The organism is Bradyrhizobium sp. CCBAU 21365 (assembly GCF_015291305.1).
In the GTDB taxonomy this organism is placed as follows: domain Bacteria; phylum Pseudomonadota; class Alphaproteobacteria; order Rhizobiales; family Xanthobacteraceae; genus Bradyrhizobium; species Bradyrhizobium elkanii.
Genome location: NZ_CP030036.1, coordinates 3,376,507 through 3,395,261, shown reverse-complemented (window position 1 = coordinate 3,395,261; position 18,755 = coordinate 3,376,507). Strand labels below are relative to the sequence as shown.

Genomic DNA, 18,755 nt, shown 5'->3' with positions numbered 1-18,755 from the left:
CGCAGCGAAATCCGGGGTCTTCATCCGCAGCAAGAGTCCCGGATTTCGCGGAGCCTGTCATCGGGCGCGCATTTTCGCGCGACCCATTGGCTCCATCCGGGCTACGGGACTAGCGGCCGATCGCGCCGGATACCTGCGAGGCGAGTTGCTCGGCGAGCATGTGATAGCCCTCGGGGGTCAAATGCACACCGTCGGGCTGATGGGGGAGTCCACCCAGCATCCCATTCGGGAGCATGACTACCGCGATGCCACGGGTGCTGAGGCGACTTTGAATATCCGCTGTCCGGTCAGGGCTGCCCTTGCGTCGATCATTGCCGCCTGGCTGCAAAATAACCGCGCGGATCCCGTTCGGGACGGCGCGGTCCAGGCGTTGCAGCATCCCTTCCGTGGTGTCACCGTTGATGCCGGCGTTCACGACACGGACATTCAATCCCTTTGCCCGCAAGATCGCTTCGAGCTGCGCGGGATAGGCCTGGTTGCGCGCTACACCCTTGCCATAGGTATTGCTCGCGCCAAGCGCCACGATGGTTGCGGCGTCAGCCGAACCGGCGCCGAGGCTCAAGGCGGCGAGAAATACGAGGCATCCAACAATTCCCAACGGACGCGCGCGCATGCTTCCTCCGTCCAATCCATAGCTCGGATGGAACGTAGCGTAGTCCGAGAAGCTACATTCGCCAACGTACTTCCCTGTCGTCGCTGCGAAAAGCAGGGACGACGGCGGAGTGAAAGGCTAGATCGTGGCTCTAAACTACATCGTTGCGCCCAGCACCCACGGCGCGAATTCGGCGCCGCCGAAATCAAAGCTCTCGCTCTTGGTCGGCTGGCCCGAGGCGGTCTTGAGGATGCGGTCGAAGATGCGCTGACCGCATTCCTGCACGCTCTCCTCGCCGTCGAGGATGGTGCCACAATTGACGTCCATGTCGTCTTCCATCCGCTTGTACATCGGCGTGTTGGTGGCGAGCTTGATCGACGGCGCGGGCTTGCAGCCGAACACACTGCCGCGGCCGGTGGTGAAGCAGACGAGGTTGGCGCCGCCGGCGACCTGCCCGGTCGCGGCGACCGGGTCGTAGCCCGGCGTGTCCATGAACACAAAACCCTTCTTGGTGACGGGTTCGGCGTAGTTGAGGACGTCGACGAGATTAGTGCTGCCGGCCTTGGCCATCGCGCCGAGCGACTTCTCCAGGATGGTGGTGAGGCCGCCGGCCTTGTTGCCAGGGCTCGGATTGGCGTTCATCTCCGCACCCTCACGCTGGGTGTACTCCTCCCACCAGCGCATCAGGCCGACCAGCTTCTCGCCGACCTCGCGGCTGACGGCGCGGCGAGTCAGAAGATGCTCCGCGCCATAGGTCTCCGGTGTCTCCGAGAGGATCACGGTGCCGCCGTGACGGACCAAGAGATCGCTCGCCGCGCCGAGCGCCGGATTGGCGGATACGCCGGAGTAACCATCCGAGCCGCCGCATTGCAGCGCCACGGTGAGCTCGCTCGCCGGGACCGCTTCGCGCTTGACCTTGTTGGCGTCGGCGAGCGCTTCCTTCACGAAGGCAACGCCTGCTTCCACCGTCTTGCGGGTGCCACCGACCTCCTGGATGTCCATCGCGCGCAGCCGACCCGCAAGCTTCTGCTCCTGCATCAGACCGCCGATCTGGTTCACCTCGCAGCCGAGGCCGAGCACGATGACGTTGGAGAAATTCACATGACGCGCATAGCCGCCGAGCGTGCGGCGGAGCAGCGCCAAGGGTTCGTCCTGGGTCATGCCGCAGCCGGTCTTGTGAGTCAGCGCGACGACGCCGTTGACGTTGGGGAAATCGGCAAGCGGATTATCGCCGGTGAACGGGTTCTTCTTGAACATGTCGGCCACGATGCCGGCGACATGGGCGCTGCAATTCACCGAGGTGAGGATGCCGATATAGTTGCGGGTCGCGACGCGGCCGTCAGCGCGGCGGATGCCCTCGAAGGTCGCCGGCAGATCGAAGTTCGGCACCGGCTTGACGTCGACGCCATAGGCATAGTCCTTGGCGAAATCACCCATGCCGCAGTTCTGCGTGTGCACATGCTGGCCGGGCGCGATCGCCTGGGTTGCAAAGCCGATGATCTGGCCGTAACGCCTAATCGGCTCGCCCTGCGCGATCGGCCTGATCGCGACCTTGTGGCCCGCGGGGATCCGATCGACCGTGGTGACGCCCTCGGTCACCTCAAGCCCCGGCGGCAAGCTCGCGCGCGCGATCAGTACGCTGTCGTCGGCGTGCAGGCGGATCACTTGTGCCGAGGCCATGGGAGTTCTCCTTTGGAGTTTCTTCACCTCTCCCCGCTCTTTGCGGGGAGAGGTCGGATTGCGTCAGCAATCCGGGTGAGGGGCGATGCACATTGCCAATTACACTGACGGTATTCACCGGATGGGGGCCCCTCACCCCAACCCTCTCCCCGCGAAGAGCGGGAAGAGGGGGAGGATAGAGTTACGCCTTGCCGCCGGACTTCTCGCGGGTCGCGTTAACCTGCATCTTGGCGTAGACCTGCATCAGGCCGACTTCGTTCGACAGCGTCACGAGCTTGAAGCCCATGTTGATTGCGCGCACCGCGCCCTCGGCGCCGGAGCAGTGGATGCCCGGGTTGAGGCCGCGCTTGCCGCACTCCTTGATGATCTTCTCGTAGATCTTGAGGATCTCCGGCTCGTCGCGATCGAGCTTCGGCACCAGGCCGTAGGAGAAGCCGAGATCGGACGGGCCGATATAGACGCCATCGATGCCTTCAACATCGAGGATCGCTTCCATGTTCTCGACCGCGGTCTTGGTCTCCATCATCGGCAGCAGCACGATCTCGTCGTTGGCGGTCTGCTGATAGGTGCCGGCCGAGCCGTACATGCCGGCGCGGATCGGGCCGTTGGAGCGCACGCCCTTCGGCGGATACTTTGCGTAGGAGACGAGATTCTTGGCTTCCTGCGGCGTGTTCACCATCGGGCAGATCACGCCATAGGCGCCGCCGTCCAGCACCTTGCCGATGATGCCGGGCTCGTTCCAGGGCACGCGGACCATCGGAGTGACCGGATGGGCATGCATCGACTGGAAGCATTGCACCATCGACTGATAATCCTGCACACCATGCTGCATGTCGACGGTGACGCTGTCGAAGCCGCACTGCGCGATCACTTCGGCTGAAAACCCGGAGGGAATCGCGAGCCACGCGTTCACCACCGCCTTGCCGGATGCCCAAACTTGCTTGACCTTGTTTGCCATTGATCGCGTTTCCCTTTGCGGTTTATTGGGGGACGAGCCTTCAGCTGGTCGCCCGCTGGATAGAAACTTCGCTGACGCCGACTTCGCGCGCGGTATTCACTATCGCCGCCCAGGTGTCGTCAGGCAAGGGGATGCCGTTCCTGGTGCGATCGGCGCGGGTTTTCCGCTCCGGATCGCCCGGAACCAGCACGGAATCTGTTCCCGCGATCGGCTTGGTGGCGCGGATGAAATCGGTGTAGCGGGTGATTTCGCCGTCGAAGAAGTTGCTGGTGTCGATCACCTTTGGGTCGATGTAGAACGCCATCATGCCGTTGGCGAAGCGCCGGTCCGACGACGTCGCGCCGGTGCCGGTCAGCGCACCGCCGAGCAGCTCGCAGATGAAGGCGAGACCCGAGCCCTTGTGATCGCCGAAGGCGCGGATCGCGCCAGTTCCCTTGGTGTGGTCGCGCGGTCCGTCCGGCGTGTACGGACCATACAGCACGTGCGGATCCTCGCTCAGCGTGCCGTCGGCATCGACGAGCGCGCCGATCGGCAGCTTCTTGCCGCCGCGGCTTGCCACCAGGCATTTGCCCTCGGCGACAACCGAGGTCGCAAAATCGAGCACGATCGGATCCTGGCCCTGACGCGGAATGCCGACGCAATACGGCGCCGTGGACAGGCGCTTCTCGACGCCGCCGTAAGGCGCAACCAGCAGCGAGCCAGCCGCGGTCACGAAATGAATTGAAACAAGACCTTCGGCGGCGGCCATCTCGGCCCAGTCGCCGACGCGGCCGAGATGACCGGAGTTGCGCAGCGCGACCGCGGCGAGCCCCGCGTTCTTGCACTTCTCGATGCCGAGCTTGACCGCAACCGGCGTGACGGTCTGGCCATAGCCGAACTTGCCGTCGACCACCGCGAGCGACGGCGTGTCCACCACCACCTCAGGGGTCTGGTTCGGTACGATCGAGCCCATCTTCTTCCACCTGACATAAACAGGCACACGGATCACCCCGTGGCTGTCATGCCCTGTAAGATTCGCGGTCGTCAGGTAGGTCGCGATGCGCTTCGCCTCTTCCGGAGAGGACTCCGAATGGGAAAACACCTCGGACACGAAGTTGATGAGGTTATCGACCTTGATGGTGACCATGAAAAACCAGCTCGCTCAGTAAAGCACGGGACGTTGTCAGGCGTGGGTCTTGGCATGACCGCCGAGATAGGCCGCGGCGATGGCTTCATTGCCCCACAATTCGTCGGGCTTGCCGCCCAGCACGATCCGTCCCGTTTCCAGGACGAAGCCGTGATCAGCGACCGAGAGTCCCATGCGCGCATTTTGCTCGACGAGCAAGACCGTGGTGTCCTTCCTGATCTGCGAAATGATGCGGAACACCGCTTGCACGATCACAGGCGCCAGCCCGAGCGACGGTTCGTCGAGCAGCAGCAGCCGCGGCTTGGCCATCAAGCCGCGCGCCACCGCGACCATCTGCAGCTGGCCGCCCGACAGCGTCCAACCGAGCGCGTTGGAAAAAGCGCGGATGTCCGGAAACAGGTCGAACATCGCGTCGGCCTCGCGCGAGATCTGCGACGCCGACACCTTCCGGTTCGACGCGCCGAGCATGATGTTCTCTTTCACGGTGAGGCCCGGAAACACGCGGCGGCCTTCCGGCACATGCGAGATGCCAAGCCGGACGATCGCTTCCGGCCCGAGGCCCGCGATCGAATGGCCGTCGAACATAATGTCGCCGGAGGCGGGCTTGGCGAGGCCTGAGATCGCGCGCAACGTGGTCGACTTGCCGGCGCCGTTGGCGCCGAGCAGCGTGACCACCTGCCCCTGCTCCACGGCGATGGTGACGCCGCGCAGCGCCTCGATCTCGCCGTAGCGGACCACGAGATTACGGATTTCGAGCAGCGGCATCATTCGCTCCCGAGATAGGCGGAGACGACGTCGGGATGGCGCAGCACCGCCATGGACTCGCCGTCCGCGATGCGGCGTCCGAAGTTCAGCACGGTGATGTGCTGGGCGGCTTCCGAGACCAGCGTCATGTCGTGATCGATGATCAGGATGGTGAGGCCCTGGGCTGCGATGCGCTTCAGCAGCTCATGCAGATCGAGCTTCTCGGTCGAGTTGAGACCGGCCGCCGGCTCGTCGAGCAGCAGCAGTGTCGGGTTCGACGCCAGCGCCCGCGCGATCTCGATCAGGCGCTGATGGCCGTAGGAGAAGCTCGAGATCATTTCGTTGGCGCGGCTGCCGAGGCCGACGAAGGTCAGCGCCTCCATGGCGCGCTCGGTCAGCGCATCCTCGCCCTTCCCGATCATAGTGTTGCCGGGCCGCTCGGCGCCGATCTCGACATTCTCCAGCGCGGTCATCGAACGGAACAGGCGGATGTTCTGGAAGGTGCGTCCGAGGCCGGCGGCCGTGCGCTGATGCGGCGCCATGTTGGTGATGTCGGTGCCGTCGAGCACGATCTTGCCCGCGGTCGCCTTGTAGAGACCGGACAAGACGTTCAGGGTCGTGGTCTTGCCGGAGCCGTTGGGCCCGATCAGCGCATGCACGCTGCCGCGCTTCACCGCGATATCGACGCCGTCGACCGCCTTGAGGCCGCCGAAATGCTTCGAGAGCCCGGTCACTTCGAGCACGATATCGCCGCCTGACGTCGCCGGCTTGAGCTGCAAGGCCGCCGCGGCCGGCGGCGCCTTGGTGTGCGCACGCCAACGCGTGAATGCGTCCGACACAAAACCCCAGATACCGTCGGGCATGAAGCGGATGATCAAAATCACGAACAGGCCGTAGATCGCCAGATAAAGTCCCGGCACGCTCTTGAGGAAGCGCAGCCATTCCGGGATCAGGATCAGGAGGCCCGTGCCGATCACCGAGCCGATCGGCGAGGCCACGCCGCCGAGCAGCGACATGGTCAGGAACACGATCGATTCCGCGAACGAGAACTGGTCCGGGCTGACATAGGCGAAGCCGCCGGCGAACAGGCCACCGGCGAGACCGCCGAGCAACGCGCACAGCCCGAAAGCGTAGATCTTGGTGCGGAACACGTCGATGCCGTTGACGCCGGCCGCAAGCTCGTTGTCGCGCACCGCACGCATGGCGCGACCGAGCTTGGTGTCCGGCAAGTGCCAGACCAGGTAACCGACGATCGCGAGCATCGCGACGCAGAAGGCCAGATAGCTCTGCGAGGACTGGAACAGCTCCGGCCGGCGAATATTGGCGACGCCATCCGGCCCGTGGGTCACGCCGATGGCGTTGATCATCACCAGCGTCACGATCTGCTGGAACGAGATCGTCACCATCGCAAGGTAGTGTCCGCCCAGCCGCAGCGTCGACATGCCGAGAAACGCACCGGCGATCAGCGTGATCGCGCAAGCGCCGGCCAGGCAGAGCCAGAAGTTCAGATGCAGGTCGGCGGTGCCGAGCCCGACCGCATAGGCGCCGAAGCCGAAGAACGCGGCCTGCGCCAGGTTGATCTGGCCGCACAGGCCGAGCACGACCGACAGCCCGAACACCGCGATCGAAAAGGTCGTAGCCTGCAGCAGGATGTTGAGGATGTAACCGTCGAACCGCATGCCGGCGGCGAGCGCCACCAGCACCGCGGCGCCGATGAAATACGGCAGATGACGGATGATCAGCGGCTTCGAGCGCACGGCCGGCGCGGGGATCATGTTGTCGGTGGCGCTCATGCTTTCTCCGCGACACGTTCGCCGAAGATGCCCTGCGGCCGAAACACCAGGAAAGCGATCAGCACCAGGAAGGCAAAGCCGTCCTTGTACGGCACTGAAATATAGGCTGCGCCGAACGTCTCGATGACGCCGAGCGCGAGGCCGCCGACGATGGCGCCGGCGACGTCACCGAAGCCGCCGATGATGGTCGCGGCAAACGCCTTCAGCGCAATCGTCGAGCCCATCTGGATCGAGACGAACAGCACCGGCGCCACCAGGATGCCGGCAAGACCGCCGAGCACGGCCGAATAGATGAAGGTGATCATGATCATGGTGGAAACGGAAATGCCGAGCAGCGAGGCCATCTCCTTGTCCTGCGAGGTCGCCTGCAGCTTCTTGCCGAGCAGCGTCTTCTCGAAGAACCAGAAATTGAACAGCACCAAGAGGATCGTGACACCGATGATCAGAAGATACTGGCTGTCGAGATAGACCGGGCCGAGCTGGATGCCGGGCGTATCGAACCAGCCCTGCAGCACCTGCGGCTGCGGACCATAGATCGCAAGCACCGAGTTCGACAGCAGGATCGAGGCGCCGATGGTGGCGATGATCACGGGCAGATAGGTGCGATTGCGCAGCGGATAATAGACGCCGAGATTGAAGATGACGCCGAACAACGCCATGCCGGCGAGCGCGATCAGGAACGACAGCCAGTAAGGCCAGCCGAGATCGACCGAGAACACCACCATCAGATAGGCGGCGACCATCGAGAACTCGCCTTGCGCGAAGTTCACCACGTTGGTGGCGCGGAAGATCAACACGAAACCGAGCGCGACCAGCGCGTAGACCGCGCCGATGCCGATGCCGGTAAAGAGCAATTGGAGGACGAGATCCATGACGAGCGCTCGATCTGAGAATTGTGCCGCGGACGAAAGGCCTCTCCGAGATGCCCCGGAGAGGCCGAACCGCGATCAATCGTTGAAGTCGATGTGCTTGTCGTAGACGATCTTGCCCTTGTCGTTCTTCACGACGTTGTAGCCGTGCAGACCGTCGCCGTTCTTGTCGAAATTGTATTCACCCTCGGCGCCGGCGAATTTCTGCGTCGCCAGGATGGCGTCGCGGATCTTGTTCGGATCGGTCGAGCCTGCCTTGTTGATCGCCGCCGACAGGATGGTGATCGCATCGTACGGCCAGGCGCTCTGGTTGTCGGGCGCGGTCTTGTAGGCATCGCGATAGGCCTTGCCGAACGCCTTCGCGGCATCGCTTGAATCCTCGGCGAAGTCGGCGACGCCGTAGGTGTTGAACAGCGCGGGGCCGGCGAGCTTGGTCGAGGAGACCGCCACCACCGAGGGCGAGCCGACCCAGGGAATGTTGACGCCGAGCTGGCGCAGCTGCCGGGCAAAGATGCCGAGATCGTTCTCGAAGGTGAAGTAGGTGCCGAGCACGTCAGCGCCGGACTGCTTCACGGCCAGCACGACCGGGGTGAAGTCCTGGCTCTGGTTGGCATAGCCCTGGTCGAGCACCGGCGGCGCGCCGAGCTTGGTCAGCGCTTCGGTGAGCGCCTTGCCGCCTGCGGTGCCGAAGGCGTCGGTGGAATGCACAATCGCCCACTTCTTCTTGCCGAGCGTGTTGACGCCGAAGTCGGCGATCACGCGGCCGGAATAATTGTCGTTCGGACGAAAGCGGAACAGCCAGGGATTGCCGGAATGGGTGAGATCGGGATTGGTGCCGCCGATCATCACCGGCTTGCCGACCTTGATCACGTCGGGCGCCATCGCCTGCACCTGGGTCGAACGGATCGAGCCGAGGAAGGCGACGATGTCGGACTGCGCGGCGAGCTTGGAGAATGCCAGAACGATGCCGGGATTGGTGGTCTGGTCGTCCTCGATGACGAGCTCGACCTGCTTGCCGAGCACGCCGCCGGCCTTGTTGACCGCGGCGAGCGCCAGCTTGGCGCCGTTCTGGGCCCACAGCCCCTGCTCCGCCGCCGGCCCGGTCACCGGCACGCACATGCCGATCTTGATCGTCGCACCCTGCGCCCAAGCGCTGCGCATCAGCACCGGAGCAGCGAGACCTGCCGCCAAGCCGGCGGAAAACTCACGCCTCGTCAGTTTCATTCAATCCTCCCTGTGGTGCGCCGAACTTGCATGTCGGCTGCGTTGAAACGAGCTGACGCGCGTCGATCTGTTGCCCTATCCGCAGCTATCGAATGGCGCGGCGAACAAACGTGAGCACCGCTGCAGCGCACAAGACGTGCAACGGCGACCGTCGATCTGGCGTTTGACGTAGCTAACCATGATTGCACATTGCACGCAATAGCCAAAAGTTCGTTGGCAGCGGTGCGTAAATGCCTGCTACCAACGACCACGGCGCGATCACGTGTTAGTGTGACCGGCGGGCAGTCATCGATGTCGATTCCAAGAGCGAAATCGCAGACCAGACGGAAGCAGCCGGCCTACGCGCTGATTAAGAGCGCATTGGCAAAGCACATCCGCGCCGGTGACGTACCACCTGGCACGGTTCTTTCCGAATCGGCGATCGCGACCTTGTTCGGCTCCAGCCGCTCTCCGGTGCGGCAGGCTTTCGAACAGCTCGAGCATATCGGCCTGGTGCGCCGGTTCGACGGTCGCGGCGTCATCGCCGGCAAGCGCAAGGTCGACCCTCGGCGCGTTCCGATCACGCCGGAAATGTTTGGGCTGACCGACGGCCCCGTCGACGCCGTGCGCAGCGACGCCTGGGATACTCTCTACTACAAGCTCGAACGTGAGATCATTTACCGGTCGCTGTTCGGACGTTTCCGCGTCAGCGAGCTCGCATTGGCGCGGCATTTCCGGGTGGGGCGCACGGTGGCGCGCAACCTGCTGTTACGTGCGCAGGCGATCGGCATCCTCGAGAAGGGCGCCAAGGCGCACTGGTACGTGGTGCCGTTGGACGAGGACCGCCTCCGCGACATCTTCGAGGTGCGCGCAACGCTCGAGCCGCTGCTCCTTAAATCCGCGACGGCGACAATTCCTGCCGCCCTGCTCGACCGGATGGCGGAGCGGCTGCGCGAGGGGATCCGGCACCGCGACCGCGTCGGCGTCGGCGAACTCGATGAGATCGAAGGCGACCTCCATATCCGCTGCCTGGGTTACGGCGCCAATCGCGAGATGATCGAAGCCCTCAAGCGCACCCACTGCGCGTTCGTGATCGGCAAGCACATCCAGGTCGCCCTGACCGCGCCGCAGATCGATTCCTTCATGGACGAGCATCTGGTGATCATCGAGGCTTTGCGCACGCGGGACGGCGACGCCGCGGCGGCGACCTTGCTCCGCCACATCGAATGGTCCCACTCGAAGGTTGCGGGCTGGATCGCCGAATTCCGCGCCATCAACGTGATTTCGCGCGTACCCTACATGGCCTGAGCCGCGAATGCCGCGCATGATCGCAGCTACTCGTCAGCCTCGACCTCGGCGTCATCGGCCGAGCCCATTCCGGCCAGGCTGGCTTCCAGTGCGCCCAGCATCTCCTGCAATTCGGCAAGCTTGCGCGCCCCGAAGCGCCGGGTGATCTCGGCATAGATCGCCTCCGACGTCGGCGCCACCGCCTCGATCAGCTTCAACCCCTTGGCGGAGATCGACACCACCGCGCGCCGCGCGTCGTTCTCCGCCGCCTTGCGCTCGATCAACGCGCGGCCCTCGAGATCGCGAAGGATTCGCGACAGGCTCGGACCGAGCAGAAACGCCATGTGGGCGAGCTCGGTGACCTCGATCTCGTCGACCGCGGTGAGCGCGCGCAGGATCCGCCATTGCTGCTCGGTCAGCCCGTGATTGCGCAGCGACGGACGGAATTGCCGCATCACCGCCTCGCGCGCGCGGAGCAGCGACATCGGCAGCGAGCGCGAGAACTCGCGCATCGGGGTCCGTCGCGCCGCCGCGTCGTCGCCCTGCCCCGGCCGAATGTCGCTCGAATTTTTGCGCGCCATTACCTAATCCTGCGCAACGAAATTTTGCGTTGCAACATGCCTCGATTCAGTTTGCGGGAATTCACTTAACATGTTAATCATCTCCCGACATCCACTTTTGTGTAGCACGCATGGCCCTCTCCAAGGACGATATCCGCGCTGCCGCCGAACGGCTCGACGGCGCGGAAAAGACCCGCAAGCAAATCCGCCAGCTCTCGCTGGAATACCCCCGCATCACCCTCGAAGACGCCTACGCGATTCAGAAGGCCTGGGTCGAGATGAAGGTGGCGCAGGGCCGCGTCGTCAAGGGCCACAAGATCGGCCTGACCTCGAAGGCGATGCAGAGCGCGCTCAATATCGACGAGCCCGATTCCGGAATCCTGCTCGACGACATGTTCTTCGCCGACGGCGGCCCGGTGCCAAGCGACCGCTTCATCGCAACCCGCGTCGAGGCCGAGCTCGCCTTCGTGATGAAGCATCGCCTGGCCGGGCCGAACTGCACGCTGTTCGACGTCCTCAACGCCACCGACTTCGTGGTGCCGGCGCTGGAGATCCTGGATACCAGGGTCGAGCGCGTCGATCCCGAGACCAAGGCGACGCGCAAGATCTTCGACACCATCGCCGATAACGCCGCCAATGCCGGCATCGTGCTTGGCGGCCGGCCGATCCGTCCGCTGGATGCCGATCTGCGCTGGATCGGCGCGCTGTGCTTCCGCAATGGCCAACTCGAGGAAACCGGCCTGGCCGCTGGCGTGTTGAACCATCCGGCGACCGCGGTGGCGTGGCTGGCCAACAAGATCGCACCGAACGGACTGGCGCTGGAGGCCGGCCAGGTCGTGCTGGCGGGCTCCTTCATCCGTCCGATCGAGACCCGCAAGGGCGACACCATCCAGGCTGACTACGGACCGTACGGTTCCGTAAGCTGCCACTTCGCCTGACGCCTTCAGCAGGAGCGCTGCATGCCGCATTTCACGCTTGAATACTCCGCCAATCTCGACGATCTCGTCGACATGGGCGCGGCGGTCGAACTGGTCCGCAGGGCCGCGGTTGAGACCGGCATCTTCCCGCTCGGCGGCATCCGCGTCCGCGCCGTCAGATGCGAGCACTATGCGATCGCCGACGGCCGCGAGAATTACGGCTTCCTCGACATGGTGTTGCGGCTCGGCGAAGGCCGCGATCTCGCCACCCGCAAGAAGGCCGGCGAGCACATCTTCAAGGCGCTCTCGGCCCATCTCGATCCGGTCTTCGCCAACAGCAAATTCGCCCTGTCGTTCGACATGCAGATCAACGACAAGGAAACCAGCTGGAGGCGCAACAACATCCACGATGCACTGAAGGTGGAGACGGTCAATGGATAAAGCGACAGCGAAATCGTCAGCCGACGTGTTCCAGGCCAACCGCGATCGCGCCGGCCCGCTGCTCTCAAAGCTGAAGGCCGAAGGGATCGGCCATGTGATCGACGGCAAGATCGTGCCGGCGGCCTCCGGCCAGACTTTTGAGACGAAATCGCCGATCGACGGCACGGTGCTGGCGACGGTCGCACGCGGCAATGCCGAGGATATCGACCGTGCCGCGGCCGCTGCGTCCAAGGCCTTCAAGGCCTGGCGCGACATGCCGGCGGCGCAGCGCCGCAAGCTGCTGCATCGCGTCGCCGATGCGATCGAGGCGCGCGCTGACGACATCGCCGTGCTCGAATGCATCGACACCGGCCAGGCGCACCGCTTCATGGCCAAGGCCGCGATCCGCGCGGCGGAGAATTTCCGCTTCTTCGCCGACAAATGCGGCGAGGCCCGCGACGGCCTCAACATGCCTTCGGAAGAGCACTGGAACATCTCGACCCGCGTGCCGATCGGGCCGGTCGGCGTGATCACGCCGTGGAACACACCGTTCATGCTCTCCACCTGGAAGATCGCGCCGGCGCTCGCGGCCGGCTGCACGGTGGTGCACAAGCCGGCCGAATGGTCGCCCGTCACCGCCGATCTGCTGGTCAAACTCGCAAAACAGGCCGGCATCCCCGACGGCGTGCTCAACACCGTGCACGGCTTCGGCGAAGAGGCCGGCAAGGCGTTGACCGAACACCCCGCAATCAAGGCGATCGGCTTCGTCGGCGAGAGCGCGACTGGCTCGGCGATCATGGCGCAGGGCGCACCGACCTTAAAGCGGGTGCATTTCGAGCTCGGCGGCAAGAACCCGGTGATCGTGTTCGACGATGCCGATCTCGACCGCGCGCTCGACGCCGTCGTGTTCATGATCTACTCGCTCAATGGCGAGCGCTGCACGTCGTCGAGCCGGCTGCTGGTTCAGGAGAGCGTCGCCGGGAAGTTCATCGAGAAGCTGACCCAACGCGTGAAGGCGCTCAAGGTCGGTCACCCCCTCGATCCCGCCACCGAGATCGGGCCGTTGATCCATGAGCGGCATCTCGCCAAGGTCTGCAGCTATTTCGACGTCGCCAAGAACGACGGCGCCACGATCGCAGTCGGCGGCAAGCCGCATGACGGCCCCGGCGGCGGCCACTATGTGCAGCCGACGCTGGTGACCGGCGCAAACGCAAAAATGCGCGTCGCGCAGGAGGAGGTGTTCGGCCCGTTCCTGACCGTGATCCCGTTCAAGGACGAAGCTGACGCCATCGAGATCGCCAACGGCGTGCAATACGGCCTGACCGGCTATATCTGGACCGGCGACATGGGCCGCGCGCTGCGCGTGGCGGATGCGCTGGAAGCAGGTATGATCTGGCTCAACTCGGAAAACGTCCGCCATCTGCCGACCCCGTTCGGCGGCATGAAGTCGTCAGGCATCGGCCGCGACGGCGGCGACTATTCGTTCGACTTCTACATGGAAACCAAGCACGTCTCGCTCGCGCGCGGGACGCACAAGATTCAGAAACTGGGAATTTGATTGCGCGTCGTTCCGGGGCGGCGCGTAGCGGCGAACCCGGAACCTCGAGATTCCGGGTCCGGTCCTTCGGACCATCCCGGAATGACGGACACAAATTGAGGAAACACCGATGCCCGTTCCGACGCACGTTTTCGATCCGCCGTTCAACATCATCCGCTGCAGTCACGCCGTGCTCGACGTCACGGATCTCGACAAGAGCGCCGCCTTCTACGAGAAGACCATCGGCCTCCACATCGAGGACCGCGACGACAAGTCGGTGTATCTGCGCGCCAGCGAGGAGCACCAGCATCACTCGGTGGTGCTGCGCAAAGCACCGAAGGCGGCCTGCAACCGGCTCGGCTTCAAGGTCGGCAATGACGGCGACCTCGACAAGGCGGCTGCCTTCTTCTCCGAAAACGGCATCGCCTATGCCTTCGTCGACCAGCCGTTCCAGGGCCGCACCCTGCAATTCACCGATCCGTTCGGCTTTCAGATCGAGCTCTACGCCGCGATGGAGAAGCGCCCGCATCTGCTGCGGCGCTACGATCTCTACAAGGGCTGTCATCCGCAGCGACTCGACCATTTCAACGTGTTCGCCGCCGAGGTGCAGGACACCGTCGACTTCTACGCCCGGCTCGGCTTCCGTCTCACCGAATATGCCGAGGAGGACGGCGACAACGGCCGCATCGCAGCCGCCTGGATGCACCGCAAGGGCAACGTCCACGACTTCGCGATCACCAACGGCCGTGGCCCGCGCCTGCACCACATCGCCTATTGGGTGCCGACCGCGATGAACATCGTGCATCTCTGCGACGTGATGGCCTCCTCCGGCTTCCTCAAGAACATCGAGCGCGGCCCGGGCCGGCACGGCATCTCCAACGCCTTCTTCCTCTACATCCGCGATCCCGACGGTCATCGGATCGAGCTTTACACCAGCGACTATTTCACCGGCGATCACGACCATGAGCCGCTGCGCTGGTCGCTGCGCGATCCGCGCCGCCAGACGCTGTGGGGCGCGCCTGCGCCGCGCTCCTGGTTCGAGGAAGGCTCGACCTTCGCCGGCCAGGCGGTGCGCGAGCCGCGGTTCGTCGCCGACGTGCTGGTTGCGGATTGAAGACGAACGCAACGAACACCACGTCGTCCCGGCGAAGGCCGGGACCCACAACCACCGAATAGGGTTGCCGAAAGAATGTCTAGCCGCGTACCCATTCCGATGGCCGCGGCGTATGGGTCCCGGTCCCCGTGCGCAACTGCGCACTAGGCCGGGACGACACCAATGAATGGATTTCCGATGTCAGCCCCTCGCCTCGCCACCTATTCCGTCAACGGCGCCACCAGCTACGGCGCCGTCACCGACACCGGCATCGTCGACCTCTCGTCGCGCTTCGCCAAGGACTATCCGACGCTGCGCGAGGCGATCGCCGCCGGCGCGCTGAGCAGGCTCGTGGAAGACGCCGCCAGGCGCGCACCCGACCATGCGCTCGACGCAGTCGACTGGCAGCCGCCGATCCCGGCGCCGGAAAAAATCATCTGCATCGGCGTCAACTACCCGGACCGCAATGCCGAATACAAGGACGGCTCGGACGCGCCGAAATACCCCAGCATGTTCCTGCGGGTGCCGCGTTCCTTCGTCGGCCACAACACGCCGGTGGTGCGGCCGCGCATCTCGCCGCAGCTCGACTATGAGGGCGAGCTGGTGCTGGTGATCGGCAAGGCCGGCCGGCACATTGCGGAGAGCGCCGCGCTCGATCACATCGCCGCGATCACGCTCTGCAATGAAGGCACCATCCGCGACTGGGTGCGCCACGCCAAGTTCAACGTCACCCAGGGCAAGAACTTCGATTCCACCGGCAGCCTCGGTCCGTGGATCGTGCCCTACACCGGTGAAGCGCAGATCGCCGATATCCGCCTGACCACGCGGGTGAACGGCGAGACCCGCCAGGACGACCGCACCTCGCGCTTGATCTTCGGCTTCCGCTACCTCATCAACTACATCTCGACCTTCACGACGCTGGTTCCAGGCGACATCATCGTCACGGGGACGCCGACCGGTGCAGGTGCGCGATTCGATCCGCCGCGCTACCTGAAGCCCAGCGATGTCGTCGAGGTCGAGGCCGAAGGCGTCGGCATCCTGCGCAACAACGTCGTCGACGAAGCTACCTAACCTCGCAAGCAAAGTGGACAGTGCCATGACCTCAACATCCGGCGGCGAAGCGATCGTCAACGGCCTCGTCGCCCACGGCGTCGACACCGTGTTCGGCCTGCCCGGCGCGCAGATCTATGGCCTGTTCGATGCCTTCCACCAGGCCCAGCTCAAGGTGATCGGCGCCCGGCATGAGCAGGCCTGCGGCTACATGGCGTTCGGCTATGCGCGCTCCAGCGGCAAGCCCGGCGTGTTCAGCGTGGTGCCCGGCCCCGGCGTGCTCAACGCCTCGGCGGCGCTGCTCACCGCATTCGGCTGCAACGAGCCGGTGCTGTGCCTGACCGGCCAGGTGCCGACGCAATTCCTCGGCAAGGGCCGCGGCCATCTGCATGAGATGCCGGACCAGCTCGCGACGCTGCGCACCTTCGTGAAATGGGCCGACCGGATCGAATATCCTGACAACGCGCCCGCGCTGGTGTCGCGCGCGTTCCAGGAAATGCTGTCGGGCCGGCGCGGCCCGGCTTCGCTGGAGATGCCGTGGGATGTCTTCACCCAGCGCACTCAGGTCGCAGCCGTCAAGCCGTTCGATCCGTTGCCGGCGCCGCAGCCCGATCCGGACCGCATCAGGGCGGCCGCCGACCTGATCGCCGGCAGCAAGGCGCCGATGATCTTCGTCGGCAGCGGCGCCATCGAGGCGCGCGAGGAGATCCTTGAATTGGCAGAGATGATCGACGCACCGGTCGTCGCATTCCGCAGCGGCCGCGGCATCGTCTCCAACGCGCATGAACTCGGGCTCACCATGGCTTCGGCCTACAAGCTCTGGCCGAAGACCGATCTGATGATCGGCATTGGCACGCGCCTCGAGCTGCCGACCATGTCGCGCTGGCCCTACCAGCCGGCCGGACTGAAATGCGTGCGCATCGACATCGATCCGGTCGAGCTGCGGCGCTGGCCGGCTGATGCTGGTGTGATCGCGGACGCCAGGGCCGGCACCGCCGATCTCGTCGCCGCTGTGCGCAAGGTGGGCTACCGCAAGACCTCCGGCCGCCGCACCGCGATCCGCGAGGCAACGGCCGCGACCGAGCAGGAGATCCAGCGCATCCAGCCCCAGATGGCCTATCTGAAGATCCTGCGCGAGGTGCTGCCGGCCAACGCCATCGTCACCGACGAGCTGTCGCAGGTCGGTTTCGCCTCCTGGTATGGCTTTCCGATCTACGAGCCGCGAACCTTCGTCACCTCGGGCTATCAGGGCACGCTCGGCTCGGGCTTCCCGACCGCGCTCGGCGCCAAGGTCGCCAACCCGAACAAGCCGGTGGTCGCGATATCAGGCGACGGCGGCTTCATGTTCGGCGTGCAGGAACTCGCCACCGCCGTGCAGTTCAAGATCGGCGTGGTGACGCTCGTCTTCAACAACAACGCCTATGGCAATGTCCGCCGCGACCAGCGCGAGCGCTTCGATGGCCGCGTCGTCGCCTCCGACCTGGTGAATCCGGATTTCGTGAAGCTTGCAGAATCCTTCGGCGTCGGCGCCGCGTGCGTCACCTCGCCCGACCACTTCCGCCCCGTGCTGGAGAAGGCGCTGGCCGACGGCGGGCCTTACGTGATTTCGGTAGAAGTCCCGACGGATTCGGAAGTCAGCCCCTGGGCGTTCATCCACCCGGCGCGGAACAGCTAGGCGGCTTTCGCGCCGCGTTGCAGCCGTGACGCGGCGATCACGAGCAGGCCGGCGCCGGCGACCGACCAGCAGGCGACCGGCGCCCAGTGCACCAGCGGCGCATAGTCCGGCATCTTCTGCAGGCCGCCCGCGACCGCCGCCATCCGCGCAAAGGTCGCAAGCGCCAGCGCCGAGAAGACGAGGCCGGTGACCTTGCCTTCCGCGCCGGTCTCCCCGATCGCGAGCGCAGCAGACACCGCGCTCATCAGCATGCAGCCCCAGGCGGCCCCCGCCATGAATTGCGCCACGATCAGGACGCTGAGGCTGCCGGCGATCTCCGCGGCGACGATCGCGAACGCGCCAAGCAGTCCCGCCGCGCCCATCACGATCAGGCCGCCGCGATGCTTGACGACGATGCTTGCCGGAAACATCGCGATGTTGAAGCCGATCCAGAATACCGGCATCAACCATTGCAGCTCGTCCGCCTTGGCAAAGCGCAAATAGAACGGCGCGCTGTTGATGTTGAAGTGCAGCTGGTAGCCGAGCGACAGCAGCACCATCGATCCGATCAGGAACATCGGCACCGCCCCGAGCCGCTTGGCCGGGGGCACAAGCCGCGCCGGCTGCGCCTCCGCCGCGATGCGGCGCTCGATCCCCGAGAAGGCCAGCGCGGTCAGCAGCAGCACGGCGCCCGACAGCACGAACGGCAGCCGCGCATCCTGATTGCGCAGCACGACGCCAAGATAGGGCGAGACCGCGCCCGCGATGCCGTAACCGAGCATCGCCAGCGCCGCGAGGAACGGGACCGAGGGTTGCGCGCGATACTTGCCGAGCAGCGTGAGCGGCGGCGCACGCAGGGCCGACGACGTCACGGCCCAGATCACGATCAGCACGATCAGCCAGACCTTTGCTCCCGGCCCAGTGCCGGCCACGTAAGGCAGCGCGATGAAGGCGGCGCAGGAGATCGCGGCAAGGATACCGACGAACAAGCCAAGGCGGCCGACCAAGCTCGAAATCCTGTCGGCGGCCATGCCCATCGCGGTGTCGGTGACGGTGAAGATGCCCTGATCCATCATCAGGATCAGGATCACGGTCGCCGGCGCGATGCCGACATCGGCGCACAGCTTCGGCAGATAGATCAGGTAGGTGGTCCAGCCCAGCGTGAACACGAGCTGCAGCACGGCGAGATAGACGCCGGTGAGGTTGACGGCGCGGTCGGCCTTGGCGGTCATGAGCCAAGTCTAGACCACCCGCCCGATTTGCGGGAGGGGA

17 protein-coding genes are annotated in these 18,755 nt (G+C 64.9%); 7 read left to right on the top strand and 10 right to left on the bottom strand.

The genetic code is table 11. The features are described from left to right. Window positions 1-109: 109 nt before the first annotated feature. The 8 genes from XI02_RS15495 to XI02_RS15460 all read right to left on the bottom strand — a co-directional run bounded on the left by XI02_RS15495 (window position 110) and on the right by XI02_RS15460 (window position 8,986). On the bottom strand, window positions 110-613 hold the full coding sequence (locus XI02_RS15495; protein WP_172648194.1) for a GDSL-type esterase/lipase family protein: 504 nt from the start codon (window positions 611-613) through the stop codon (window positions 110-112). 135 nt (window positions 614-748) lie between these two features. Then, window positions 749-2,272 (bottom strand): UxaA family hydrolase, encoded by a 1,524-nt coding sequence (locus XI02_RS15490; protein WP_172648195.1) that lies wholly within the window; start codon window positions 2,270-2,272, stop codon window positions 749-751. Window positions 2,273-2,453: 181 nt separating this feature from the next. Beyond that, window positions 2,454-3,230, bottom strand: coding sequence for an HpcH/HpaI aldolase/citrate lyase family protein (locus XI02_RS15485; RefSeq protein WP_018270573.1), 777 nt, complete (start codon window positions 3,228-3,230; stop codon window positions 2,454-2,456). A gap of 40 nt (window positions 3,231-3,270) precedes the next feature. Then, window positions 3,271-4,356: a malate/lactate/ureidoglycolate dehydrogenase gene (locus XI02_RS15480; protein ID WP_018270572.1), complete on the bottom strand. Its 1,086-nt coding sequence runs from the start codon at window positions 4,354-4,356 to the stop codon at window positions 3,271-3,273. 36 nt (window positions 4,357-4,392) lie between these two features. Then, window positions 4,393-5,121 (bottom strand): ABC transporter ATP-binding protein, encoded by a 729-nt coding sequence (locus XI02_RS15475; RefSeq protein ID WP_026192494.1) that lies wholly within the window; start codon window positions 5,119-5,121, stop codon window positions 4,393-4,395. Beyond that, a complete protein-coding gene (locus XI02_RS15470) occupies window positions 5,121-6,893 on the bottom strand; it encodes an ATP-binding cassette domain-containing protein (RefSeq protein WP_018270570.1) in 1,773 nt (590 codons plus the stop codon). The genes XI02_RS15475 and XI02_RS15470 overlap by 1 nt, the downstream gene beginning before the upstream one ends. Then, window positions 6,890-7,765 carry a branched-chain amino acid ABC transporter permease gene (locus tag XI02_RS15465; RefSeq protein ID WP_016841141.1) on the bottom strand — a complete coding sequence of 292 codons (876 nt, stop codon included), beginning with the start codon at window positions 7,763-7,765 and terminating at the stop codon, window positions 6,890-6,892. Before XI02_RS15465 ends, XI02_RS15470 begins: the two co-directional genes overlap by 4 nt. A 75-nt stretch (window positions 7,766-7,840) precedes the next feature. Further along, on the bottom strand, window positions 7,841-8,986 hold the full coding sequence (locus tag XI02_RS15460; protein ID WP_018270569.1) for an ABC transporter substrate-binding protein: 1,146 nt from the start codon (window positions 8,984-8,986) through the stop codon (window positions 7,841-7,843). 291 nt (window positions 8,987-9,277) lie between these two features. On the opposite strand from XI02_RS15460, the gene XI02_RS15455 reads away from it, so the two are divergent. Next, window positions 9,278-10,273: a GntR family transcriptional regulator gene (locus XI02_RS15455; protein WP_018270568.1), complete on the top strand. Its 996-nt coding sequence runs from the start codon at window positions 9,278-9,280 to the stop codon at window positions 10,271-10,273. A gap of 26 nt (window positions 10,274-10,299) precedes the next feature. On the opposite strand, the gene hpaR is transcribed toward XI02_RS15455, so the two are convergent. Continuing rightward, window positions 10,300-10,833: a homoprotocatechuate degradation operon regulator HpaR gene (hpaR, locus tag XI02_RS15450; protein ID WP_016841144.1), complete on the bottom strand. Its 534-nt coding sequence runs from the start codon at window positions 10,831-10,833 to the stop codon at window positions 10,300-10,302. A 110-nt stretch (window positions 10,834-10,943) separates the two neighbouring features. Here hpaR and hpaH point away from each other — a divergent pair, with 110 nt between their 5' ends. The 6 genes from hpaH to XI02_RS15420 all read left to right on the top strand — a co-directional run bounded on the left by hpaH (window position 10,944) and on the right by XI02_RS15420 (window position 17,504). After that, window positions 10,944-11,750, top strand: coding sequence for a 2-oxo-hept-4-ene-1,7-dioate hydratase (hpaH, locus tag XI02_RS15445; protein WP_018270567.1), 807 nt, complete (start codon window positions 10,944-10,946; stop codon window positions 11,748-11,750). 21 nt (window positions 11,751-11,771) lie between these two features. Continuing rightward, window positions 11,772-12,170, top strand: coding sequence for a 5-carboxymethyl-2-hydroxymuconate Delta-isomerase (locus XI02_RS15440; RefSeq protein ID WP_172648196.1), 399 nt, complete (start codon window positions 11,772-11,774; stop codon window positions 12,168-12,170). Beyond that, entirely contained in the window at window positions 12,163-13,707 is a 1,545-nt protein-coding gene (gene hpaE / locus XI02_RS15435) for a 5-carboxymethyl-2-hydroxymuconate semialdehyde dehydrogenase (RefSeq protein ID WP_172648197.1), read from the top strand. The genes XI02_RS15440 and hpaE overlap by 8 nt, the downstream gene beginning before the upstream one ends. 109 nt (window positions 13,708-13,816) lie before the next feature. Further along, a complete protein-coding gene (gene hpaD / locus XI02_RS15430) occupies window positions 13,817-14,800 on the top strand; it encodes a 3,4-dihydroxyphenylacetate 2,3-dioxygenase (protein WP_016841148.1) in 984 nt (327 codons plus the stop codon). A gap of 177 nt (window positions 14,801-14,977) precedes the next feature. Continuing rightward, entirely contained in the window at window positions 14,978-15,850 is an 873-nt protein-coding gene (locus tag XI02_RS15425; RefSeq protein ID WP_018270565.1) for a fumarylacetoacetate hydrolase family protein, read from the top strand. A gap of 25 nt (window positions 15,851-15,875) precedes the next feature. Further along, the gene (locus XI02_RS15420) at window positions 15,876-17,504 is read left to right on the top strand and encodes a thiamine pyrophosphate-dependent enzyme (RefSeq protein WP_069276210.1); all 1,629 of its coding nucleotides are present in this window, start codon (window positions 15,876-15,878) and stop codon (window positions 17,502-17,504) included. Here XI02_RS15420 and XI02_RS15415 read toward each other — a convergent pair. Then, window positions 17,501-18,715 (bottom strand): MFS transporter, encoded by a 1,215-nt coding sequence (locus XI02_RS15415; RefSeq protein WP_172648198.1) that lies wholly within the window; start codon window positions 18,713-18,715, stop codon window positions 17,501-17,503. The two genes, XI02_RS15420 and XI02_RS15415, sit on opposite strands and share 4 nt — an antisense overlap. Window positions 18,716-18,755: the final 40 nt, after the last annotated feature.

Bases quoted from the DNA above. Each gene is read 5' to 3' on its own strand.
- XI02_RS15440 (WP_172648196.1), top strand. From the start codon at position 11,772: ATGCCGCATTTCACGCTTGAATACTCCGCCAATCTCGACGATCTCGTC.
- XI02_RS15485 (WP_018270573.1), bottom strand. From the start codon at position 3,230: ATGGCAAACAAGGTCAAGCAAGTTTGGGCATCCGGCAAGGCGGTGGTG.
- XI02_RS15460 (WP_018270569.1), bottom strand. From the start codon at position 8,986: ATGAAACTGACGAGGCGTGAGTTTTCCGCCGGCTTGGCGGCAGGTCTC.
- XI02_RS15495 (WP_172648194.1), bottom strand. From the start codon at position 613: ATGCGCGCGCGTCCGTTGGGAATTGTTGGATGCCTCGTATTTCTCGCC.
- XI02_RS15465 (WP_016841141.1), bottom strand. From the start codon at position 7,765: ATGGATCTCGTCCTCCAATTGCTCTTTACCGGCATCGGCATCGGCGCG.
- XI02_RS15415 (WP_172648198.1), bottom strand. From the start codon at position 18,715: ATGACCGCCAAGGCCGACCGCGCCGTCAACCTCACCGGCGTCTATCTC.
- XI02_RS15455 (WP_018270568.1), top strand. From the start codon at position 9,278: ATGTCGATTCCAAGAGCGAAATCGCAGACCAGACGGAAGCAGCCGGCC.
- hpaD (WP_016841148.1), top strand. From the start codon at position 13,817: ATGCCCGTTCCGACGCACGTTTTCGATCCGCCGTTCAACATCATCCGC.
- XI02_RS15470 (WP_018270570.1), bottom strand. From the start codon at position 6,893: ATGAGCGCCACCGACAACATGATCCCCGCGCCGGCCGTGCGCTCGAAG.
- hpaR (WP_016841144.1), bottom strand. From the start codon at position 10,833: ATGGCGCGCAAAAATTCGAGCGACATTCGGCCGGGGCAGGGCGACGAC.
- hpaH (WP_018270567.1), top strand. From the start codon at position 10,944: ATGGCCCTCTCCAAGGACGATATCCGCGCTGCCGCCGAACGGCTCGAC.
- hpaE (WP_172648197.1), top strand. From the start codon at position 12,163: ATGGATAAAGCGACAGCGAAATCGTCAGCCGACGTGTTCCAGGCCAAC.
- XI02_RS15425 (WP_018270565.1), top strand. From the start codon at position 14,978: ATGTCAGCCCCTCGCCTCGCCACCTATTCCGTCAACGGCGCCACCAGC.
- XI02_RS15490 (WP_172648195.1), bottom strand. From the start codon at position 2,272: ATGGCCTCGGCACAAGTGATCCGCCTGCACGCCGACGACAGCGTACTG.
- XI02_RS15475 (WP_026192494.1), bottom strand. From the start codon at position 5,121: ATGCCGCTGCTCGAAATCCGTAATCTCGTGGTCCGCTACGGCGAGATC.
- XI02_RS15480 (WP_018270572.1), bottom strand. From the start codon at position 4,356: ATGGTCACCATCAAGGTCGATAACCTCATCAACTTCGTGTCCGAGGTG.
- XI02_RS15420 (WP_069276210.1), top strand. From the start codon at position 15,876: ATGACCTCAACATCCGGCGGCGAAGCGATCGTCAACGGCCTCGTCGCC.